The sequence below is a fragment of the Candidatus Poribacteria bacterium genome (genome assembly GCA_016866785.1).
In the GTDB taxonomy this organism is placed as follows: domain Bacteria; phylum Poribacteria; class WGA-4E.
Window position 1 is genome coordinate 60,233 of the sequence record VGLH01000004.1, and the last position, 7,800, is coordinate 68,032.

A 7,800-nucleotide genomic window follows, 5' to 3' on the forward strand; every position below is an offset into this window, starting at 1 on the left:
GAGGCTACGTGACAGCATCAGCATTGCGGCGTGCTATCCGCCGCGTGACTTGGTTCCTCTGCCTGGTTGGAGCAGTCGTTACCTCTGTCGGCTGCGCCCACTACCCGCATACAGCGCTCTATACGGGCGGGCTGCAGATTGGGGCGGACGAGACGACGCGCGCATCGTGGATCTCGGTCGATCAGAAAGGGCGTCGAGGCGTCTACGGTCATCCCTACGACCCGGACGCGATGACCGCATCCCATCCGGAGCTCCCCTACGGCGTGTTCATCCGGGTCACCAACCTCGACAACGGCCGAGCGGCCGTGCTCCAGATCACCGACCGGGCGAAACTCCGTCCCGACAAGCGCCTGTTCGTCTCCTACCACGCCGCTCAGTTGTTGGACATGGTCGATGATGGCGTCGCCAATGTGCAAATCGAGCCGATACTGGGTCAAACCGGTGTCGCATCGTGGTACGGGAGCGTGTTCCACGGCCGGCAGACGTCGAGCGGCGAGGTCTACGATCAGGAGGGACTCACGGCGGCACATCGGTTCCTGCCCTTCGGCACAATCGTGCGCGTTACGAGCGTGACCTCCGGGAAGTCGGTTCTCGTCCGAATCAACGACCGAGGCAGCTTCATCAAGGGACGTGTCATCGACCTGTCCCGTCGCGCTGCGGAGGAGATCGGCCTCGACCGCGAAGGCAAGGGCCCGGTCAGCGTGGAAATCGTGCGGACGCCGCCACCGAGCGGCAGGAACGCATAGCTCCCGTGACGAACCCGATCATCGTCCCGCTGGATGTGCCGGATCGAAGCAGCGAGCGTCGCTTGCTGAACCGACTCGCCGACTCGGTCGAGATCGTCAAGATCGGAAAGCAGCTCTTCACGTCGGAGGGTCCCGATTCGGTTCGGATCGCCCATGCGTACGGCAAGCGTGTCTTCCTCGACCTGAAGTACCACGACATCCCGAACACGGTTGCCGAAGCCGTACGGTCCGCTGCGACTCTGGGAGTCTGGATGCTCAACGTCCACGTGTCCGGCGGGGGACCGATGGTTCAAGCGGCTCGTAAGGCGTCTGATGGCGCGGGGTCGAGCCCGCTTCTCATCGGCGTCACGGTGCTGACGAGCCTGGACGATGAGTTGTGGCGCGACGTGTTCGGTGACACAGGTCGGTCCATCGAGTCGCAGGTGGTACACATGGCGCGCGTGGCGTGTCAATGGGAGCTCGACGGCGTGATCGCGTCGCCGCAGGAGGTCGCCGCGATCCGTAACGCGTGTGGAACCGATCCCCCCAGCGTGACCCCCGGTGTGCGGCCCTCCGCATCCGGTGACGACCAGCGGCGCACAATGACGCCTGGCGACGCGATCCGTGCCGGAGCCGACTATCTGGTGATTGGCCGACCGATCACGGAAGCTGCCGACCCAGCGGGCGCGACGCGCGCGATCCTGGAGGACATCGAGACGGCTCGCGTAGCGGCGTCAGCGAGATGACACGGCGCGAGGAATGGGAACGCGAACCCCATGCGTGGAATCGGCAACGAATCGCCCATGTCTCGCGGACGGTGGCACGCAACTGGGCAGATATGACCGCATTCATGCGGGAACGCGTTAGGCGCCAGGCGGAGCGCTCGGGACCTGCACTGATCGTCGATATCGGATGTGGCAACGGAGGGTTCTCCGATGGACTCGACGACGCGATTCGGATGTACGTCGGCGTGGACCCGTCTGTGGAAATGCTCGGCAATGTCAGGCGCAGCAGGCAACGGCGATATGCGCTGGGCGTCGGCGAGCATGTACCGCTGGCTGATGCTATCGCCGATGTCGTCGTGCTGAAGACGGTGCTGGCACACTGCTTCTCGCCGAACTCGGTGGTGCGGGAAGCGGCGCGCGTGGCGCGGCCGGGCGGCATCACCGTCGTGTCGACAGGGAACCGGGGCGCGTGGTATCAAGTTCTGAGGGACGTTCGGAGACGGTTCCTCCGGGCTCGCGGCGGCTCCGATGGTCACCTGTTCGGGTTCACTGAGGATGAACTGGCGCGATTGCTGACGGATGCTGGTTGGTCCGTAACCGAAAGGCGCCAATCAGGGTACCTCGTGCTGCCGCGATTCGTGGACCGATGGTTGCCGAACGTCTGGGTGGACGGCATCGCGCGAATGTGCGACGCCTTGGGCGCTCGGCTGTTGCCGAAGTCAGGCGGAGTGCTCGTCCTAGTCGGGGTGAAGTCGGCATGAGCTACGTCAGCACATCCGCAACGGTTGGCGATAGCGAGTCGCGCGGCGGCGTCGCGACCCCTGCGTCGATTCGGATCATCCGCGACGGATGGGCGAAGCGGTGTCTGGACGTTGCGTTCTCGGCGGTCGGACTGCTGGCGCTGTCGCCGTTGTTCGCACTGTGCGCCGTGCTCGCCAAAGCCCAATCGCCGGGCGGAGTGTTCTACTGGGGTCCCCGAGTCGGTCGTGGGGGGCGCCCATTCCGCATGGCGAAGTTCCGCACGATGATGTGCGACGCTCCGTCGAAGGGCCCGGGCGTTACTGCCGAGGATGATCTGCGCATGACGGCGGTCGGCAGGTTCCTTCGACGCACCAAGCTGGATGAGCTGCCTCAACTGCTGAACGTTCTGAACGGAACCATGAGCCTCGTCGGACCCCGGCCGGAACTGCCTCAGTACGTTGCCCACTATGACGAGCAGCAGCGACGTGTGCTGTCGGTACGTCCCGGCATTACGGGTCCCACCCAGATAGCGTTTCGGCACGAGGAGAGGATGCTGGCGGGGCGCGAGGACGTCGAGAGCTACTATGTCGAGTCGATCATGCCCCGGAAACTCGCCATGGACTTGGCGTACATCGCTGATCGTGGGGTCTGGGCGGACCTGGGCTACCTGTTCCTCACCGTGTGGCGCATCGTCGTACCGAAGAAGGAGCCCACCACTTGACGGGCATTCTCAAAGCCGTCATACCGGCGGCGGGAACCGGCACACGGTTGCTCCCGGCGACCAAGTCGCAGCCGAAGGAAATGCTTCCTGTCGGCAGGAAGCCGGTCATCCAGTACGTCGTCGAGGAACTGGCGGCTGCAGCGGTGGGCAAGGTGCTGGTCATCACCAGCCAGCAGAAGCGCGCTATCGAAGATCATTTCGACATCGACAGCGTGCAGATGGATCGGCTGGCGCGCGGTCAGAAGTCCCTGGACGTGATGAATCACCTGTCCATCGACGTGCAGATGTTCTACACGCGCCAGAGCGTTCCGAAGGGCTTGGCGGACGCCATTGGGTTGGCGGAGCATTTCGTCGGCGACGATCCGTTCCTAGTGAGTCTGGGAGATTCGATCCTGCGTTCCAGCGAGCCGGGCGGCGTCCTCAAGCGACTCATCGAGACGCACGCGCAGCAGCGGCCGGCAGCAACGATCGTGTTCGAGACGGTTCCTCGCGAACAGGTGATCCACTACGGAATCGCGCAGCCGAAGAACGGCGCCGGCGAAGTGTTCGAAGTCGCCGACCTCATCGAGAAGCCCTCCATCGACGAGGCTCCGAGCGATCTGGCTGTGGCCGCGCGGTACCTGCTCGACCCTGTCATCTTCGATTACATCCGTCGGACGCCTCCGGGTCGGGGCGGTGAGATCCAGATCACGGACTCGATGCGACTGATGCTGCAAGACGGTTTGCGCGTCTGGGGCGTCCGGCTGGGCCCTGACGAGCGTCGCTTGGATATCGGCAACTACGCCAGCTACTACGAGGCGTTCCTCGAGATGGCGCTGGACGACCCGGACCCCGATGTGCGCGCCTCCTTCGAGGTGTATGTCAGGAAGCGGCTAGGAATCACGGGAAAGGCTCGGTGACCATGTCGATCGTACGCGTCGCTGCGGTTCAGATGGATGTCCGTATCGGCGAGAATACCGCGAACCTCGACAAGGTGCTGCGACTTCTGGCTGAGGCTGCCGGCAAGGGCGCGCTGCTCGTCGTGTTCCCGGAATGCGCCCTGTCGGGCTACTGCTTCACGAGCCTTGCCGATGGCATGCCGTACGCTGAGGACGCCGATGCGGTCGCGGCACGAGTCGCAGAGCGATGCCGACAACTGAACGTGACGGCGGTGATCGGCTTCTTGGAGCGCGACGGCGAGGACGTGAGGAACAGCGCACTGTTGACGACGCCGGACGGCGAATGGCATGTCTACCGGAAGACGCACCTCCCGACTCTGGGTATCGATCGATTCGTCACACCGGGCGATGCGCTGCCGGTGTTTGACACGCCCGTGGGCAAGGTGGGCGTGCTGATCTGCTATGACATCCGGTTCTCAGAGCCGGTTCGGGTCCTCGGGCTCCAAGGAGCTGACATCCTCGCGCTGCCGACGAACTGGCCCGAAGGCGCGGAGAGCAGCCCCGACATCATCACGCGGGCTCGGGCATGGGAGAGCCGCGTCTACGTGGTCGCCACCAACCGCGTGGGGGTCGAACGGGGTCGTCGCTTCATCGGCCGCAGCCAGATCGTCGCTCCCAGCGGGCAAATCCTGTTCGAGGCGTCCGCGACGGACGAGACGATCCTCTATGCCGACCTGGACCTGTCGTCGGCGCGCCAGAAGCGCATCGTCAACGAGCCGGGCGAGTGGGAACTCGACATCACCGGCGACCGCCGCCCCGAACTCTACGGACTGCTGACGGCGAGTCCGGACTAACGAGTGCCTATCACCAACCGAGCCCTCTGCCGATGAACAGTCCTTCGCTCTGGGCGCGTTTCTGCGTGCCCCCTTGGCAGCCGCGCGCGCTTGCCTGTCTGTCCGGCGTGCTCGTCACGCTTGCTCTGCCGGACTGGAACCTGGCTCCGCTCGGTTGGGTCGCGCTCGTGCCGCTCCTGTCCGCCGTCTCGTCTGCGCGGAGCCTGACCGGCGCGGTTCGACTCGGGTGGCTCAGCGGGTTCGCTGGGTTCCTGGGTACCATCGGGTGGCTATACAGCTTGGGACCCTATACCGGGCTGCCGCTGCCGTGGGGTTGGGTCGCCAGCAGCGGCGGGGCGATCCTGCTCGCGGCTTACCTCGCGCTCTATGTCGCGCTATTCGCCGTGCTGACGCGTTGGCTCCTGCCCGAGTCGGGTTGGCGCTTCGTCTTCGGCGTTCCCGTGCTGTGGGTAACCGCCGAATGGCTGCGTGGGTGGGTCATTACCGGGTTCCCATGGGGAGCCCTCGGAACGACCCAGTGGAATCTGCTGCCCATCGCACAGGCGGCGAGCCTCGGCGGCGTGCCGCTCATCAGCTTCGGGCTCGCGCTGATCGGCGCGACTGTCATCAACGCCGCGCGACGCAGAACGTCCCGACGCGCGATGGCGTACGAGTCGCTTCCGGCGGCGATTCTGACGGCGTTCCTGCTCGCGCATGGGTTCTATGCGCTGTCCGAATCCCGAACGCCCGTCGATACGGTTCGCGTCGCCATCGTGCCGGGCAACATCCCGCAGGGCGAGCGCTGGTCGCGCGAGCTCCTCGAGTCCAACTTCGACGACTATCTCGCCCTCATGGGCAAGGCGGGCGACGCGCGAATCGATCTCCTGGCTCTTCCAGAGACGTCGCTACTGCTGCCGTACCTCGACCCGCGGCAGCAGGAACGCGTGACGGCGCTGCTGCGAGAGAAGCAGATGCCCTTGCTGTTCGGCACGCCCAGAGTGTCGCGACGCGGCACGTTGCGGGAGGGTTACAACGCGGCGGTACTGCTCGATGCGAACGGGCAGTTCGTCGATGAGTACTACAAACAGCATCTGGTCCCGTTCGGAGAGTACGTGCCTCTGCGCGAGTACCTGCCGAAGTTCCTCGTCGAGGACGTGATCGGGGTCGCCGACTACAACTTCGGCAAGCAGTCGAACGTCCTGACCCTAGCGCGCGCGGATCGTCCCGCGATCCGTCTCGGCGTGCCCATCTGCTTCGAGTCGGTGTTCCCCAACATCAGTCGGGAGTTCGTCCGCAACGGGGCGAACGTGTTGGCGATCCTCACCAACGACGGCTGGTACGACGGAACCGCAGCCGCCGGGCAACACAACGCCTTCGCCGTCTTCCGCGCCATCGAAACGCGACGGGCGATCATACGGGCGGCGAATCGCGGCATCTCGTGCTTCGTCGAGCCGACGGGCAGGATCCGACCTCAGCGTGTCCTTCCGCACGACCAGGCGAGTATGATTGTGGACGACGTGCCGTTGTTCGATGGCATGACGGTGTATTCGCGGTGGGGCGACTGGGTGTCGATGGCGACGGCGATCACCACGGCGCTGTTGTTCGGGCTCCGAGCGTTTCGGTTGCGGACGGCGACCCCGGCTGACCCACCGCCCACGAGCAAGGGGGAGGCAAGACGTGGCAAGTCCTCTCACGACTGAGCTGGAATCGCTCCGCAGGCGGCTCCTGGAACTGCGAGAGCATCTTTGACCTGCCAGGCAAGCAGGAGGAGATCGGTCGGCTGACCGAGGAATCCTCAAAGCCGGGGTTCTGGGACGATGCCGAGCGCGCCCAGAAGGCAGGTCAGCGATTGTCGACGCTCAGGTCCGAAGTCGACGCCTGGGAGTCGCTTCACTCGCGCGTCGAGGATGCGTGCGTCCTCAGCGAGCTCGCTGACGAGGAGGGCGACGAGTCGACTCAATCCGAGCTCGCGGCAGAGCTCGAAAGACTGCGCGGACTGGTAGCCAACCAAGAGTTCGCCCTCATGCTGAGCGGCGAACACGACGCCCACAACGCCATCGTCAACATCCATCCGGGCGCAGGCGGGACGGAGTCCCAGGACTGGGCGGACATGCTGCTGCGCATGTACCTGCGTTGGTGCGAGACGCGCGGGTTCCAGACGGAGATGCTCGACTACCAGGACGGCGACCAGGCGGGGATCAAGAACGCGACGGTTCTCGTCCAAGGATCGTACGCGTACGGCTACCTGCGAGCCGAGAAGGGCATCCATCGGTTGGTCCGGCTGTCGCCGTTCGACGCGAACAGCCGACGGCACACGTCCTTCGCAGCGGTGCACGTGACACCGGAGATCGACGACGACATCGACCTGGACATCAAGCCGGACGACCTGCGTGTCGACACCTACCGGTCCGGCGGTCCCGGCGGGCAGCACGTGAATCGTACCGATTCCGCAGTGCGGATCACGCACCTGCCGACCGGCATCGTCGTCGCGTGTCAGAACGAACGGTCACAGCACAAGAACCGTGCGACGGCGATGCGCATCCTGCGCTCGCGCCTCTACGACCACTATCAGGAACTCCAGGCGCAGGAACGCGCGAAGGTCGCCGGCGAGAAGAGCGACATCGCCTGGGGCAACCAGATCCGGTCCTACGTCTTCCATCCTTACCGGATGGTTAAAGACCATCGTACCGAGTTCGAAACCGGCAACGTGGATGGCGTGATGAACGGTGACCTGGACGCGTTCATCGAAGCGTTCCTGAAACAGGGAGCCCCGTAGCCGCGTCGGATCACCACTTACCGATGTAGAGCGACCGATTCTGCATCGGCAGCGCCACGCGAACCCCGCCCAAGCGCTCCGATTCGACGACCGCCTGGACCATCTCCTGACCTCGGCACGCGATGTCGATGTTCCCCAGCGTCGCGCCGCCGTCCAGCACCGCGCGGACGAGATCGTTCACGCAGTTGACGGCGCCGCTCGTGGCTTCCCACGTCGGGGCGTCGACGGATCGAGCGAAGCCGTGGGCGTCGAACGTATGCACCTCGATGGCGTTACCGTTGCCCCGCGAGCGTATCTTGCCCTTCGACCCGTGGACCTCGAACTCATAGCCGCTGGCGGGGTTCATCGTTCCGTTCACGCCGTTGGCGAATCGAAAGTAGCCGTTCAGGATGGAGGGATCG

8 protein-coding genes are annotated in these 7,800 nt (G+C 64.9%); all 8 read left to right on the top strand.

Annotated features, from left to right (window positions below; translation table 11 throughout):
- The first annotated feature begins 8 nt into the window (after nucleotides 1-8).
- A complete protein-coding gene (locus tag FJZ36_01455; GenBank protein MBM3213577.1) occupies nucleotides 9-746 on the top strand; it encodes a septal ring lytic transglycosylase RlpA family protein in 738 nt (245 codons plus the stop codon).
- The gene (gene pyrF / locus FJZ36_01460) at nucleotides 743-1,471 is read left to right on the top strand and encodes an orotidine-5'-phosphate decarboxylase (GenBank protein ID MBM3213578.1); all 729 of its coding nucleotides are present in this window, start codon (nucleotides 743-745) and stop codon (nucleotides 1,469-1,471) included. The genes FJZ36_01455 and pyrF overlap by 4 nt, the downstream gene beginning before the upstream one ends.
- Nucleotides 1,468-2,211 (top strand): methyltransferase domain-containing protein, encoded by a 744-nt coding sequence (locus FJZ36_01465; protein ID MBM3213579.1) that lies wholly within the window; start codon nucleotides 1,468-1,470, stop codon nucleotides 2,209-2,211. Before pyrF ends, FJZ36_01465 begins: the two co-directional genes overlap by 4 nt.
- Nucleotides 2,208-2,912, top strand: coding sequence for a sugar transferase (locus tag FJZ36_01470; GenBank protein MBM3213580.1), 705 nt, complete (start codon nucleotides 2,208-2,210; stop codon nucleotides 2,910-2,912). Before FJZ36_01465 ends, FJZ36_01470 begins: the two co-directional genes overlap by 4 nt.
- On the top strand, nucleotides 2,909-3,811 hold the full coding sequence (locus FJZ36_01475) for a hypothetical protein (GenBank protein MBM3213581.1): 903 nt from the start codon (nucleotides 2,909-2,911) through the stop codon (nucleotides 3,809-3,811). Before FJZ36_01470 ends, FJZ36_01475 begins: the two co-directional genes overlap by 4 nt.
- 2 nt (nucleotides 3,812-3,813) lie before the next feature.
- The gene (locus FJZ36_01480; protein MBM3213582.1) at nucleotides 3,814-4,644 is read left to right on the top strand and encodes a carbon-nitrogen hydrolase family protein; all 831 of its coding nucleotides are present in this window, start codon (nucleotides 3,814-3,816) and stop codon (nucleotides 4,642-4,644) included.
- A 32-nt stretch (nucleotides 4,645-4,676) separates the two neighbouring features.
- On the top strand, nucleotides 4,677-6,323 hold the full coding sequence (gene lnt, locus FJZ36_01485) for an apolipoprotein N-acyltransferase (protein MBM3213583.1): 1,647 nt from the start codon (nucleotides 4,677-4,679) through the stop codon (nucleotides 6,321-6,323).
- Nucleotides 6,301-7,399 (top strand): peptide chain release factor 2 gene (locus FJZ36_01490; GenBank protein MBM3213584.1). Its coding sequence is split into 2 segments (ribosomal slippage): nucleotides 6,301-6,366 and nucleotides 6,368-7,399, totalling 1,098 coding nucleotides; the frame shifts between segments, so codons are not numbered across the junction. Before lnt ends, FJZ36_01490 begins: the two co-directional genes overlap by 23 nt.
- Nucleotides 7,400-7,800: the final 401 nt, after the last annotated feature.

Bases quoted from the DNA above. Each gene is read 5' to 3' on its own strand.
- FJZ36_01480 (MBM3213582.1), top strand. From the start codon at position 3,814: ATGTCGATCGTACGCGTCGCTGCGGTTCAGATGGATGTCCGTATCGGC.
- lnt (MBM3213583.1), top strand. From the start codon at position 4,677: ATGAACAGTCCTTCGCTCTGGGCGCGTTTCTGCGTGCCCCCTTGGCAG.
- FJZ36_01470 (MBM3213580.1), top strand. From the start codon at position 2,208: ATGAGCTACGTCAGCACATCCGCAACGGTTGGCGATAGCGAGTCGCGC.
- FJZ36_01465 (MBM3213579.1), top strand. From the start codon at position 1,468: ATGACACGGCGCGAGGAATGGGAACGCGAACCCCATGCGTGGAATCGG.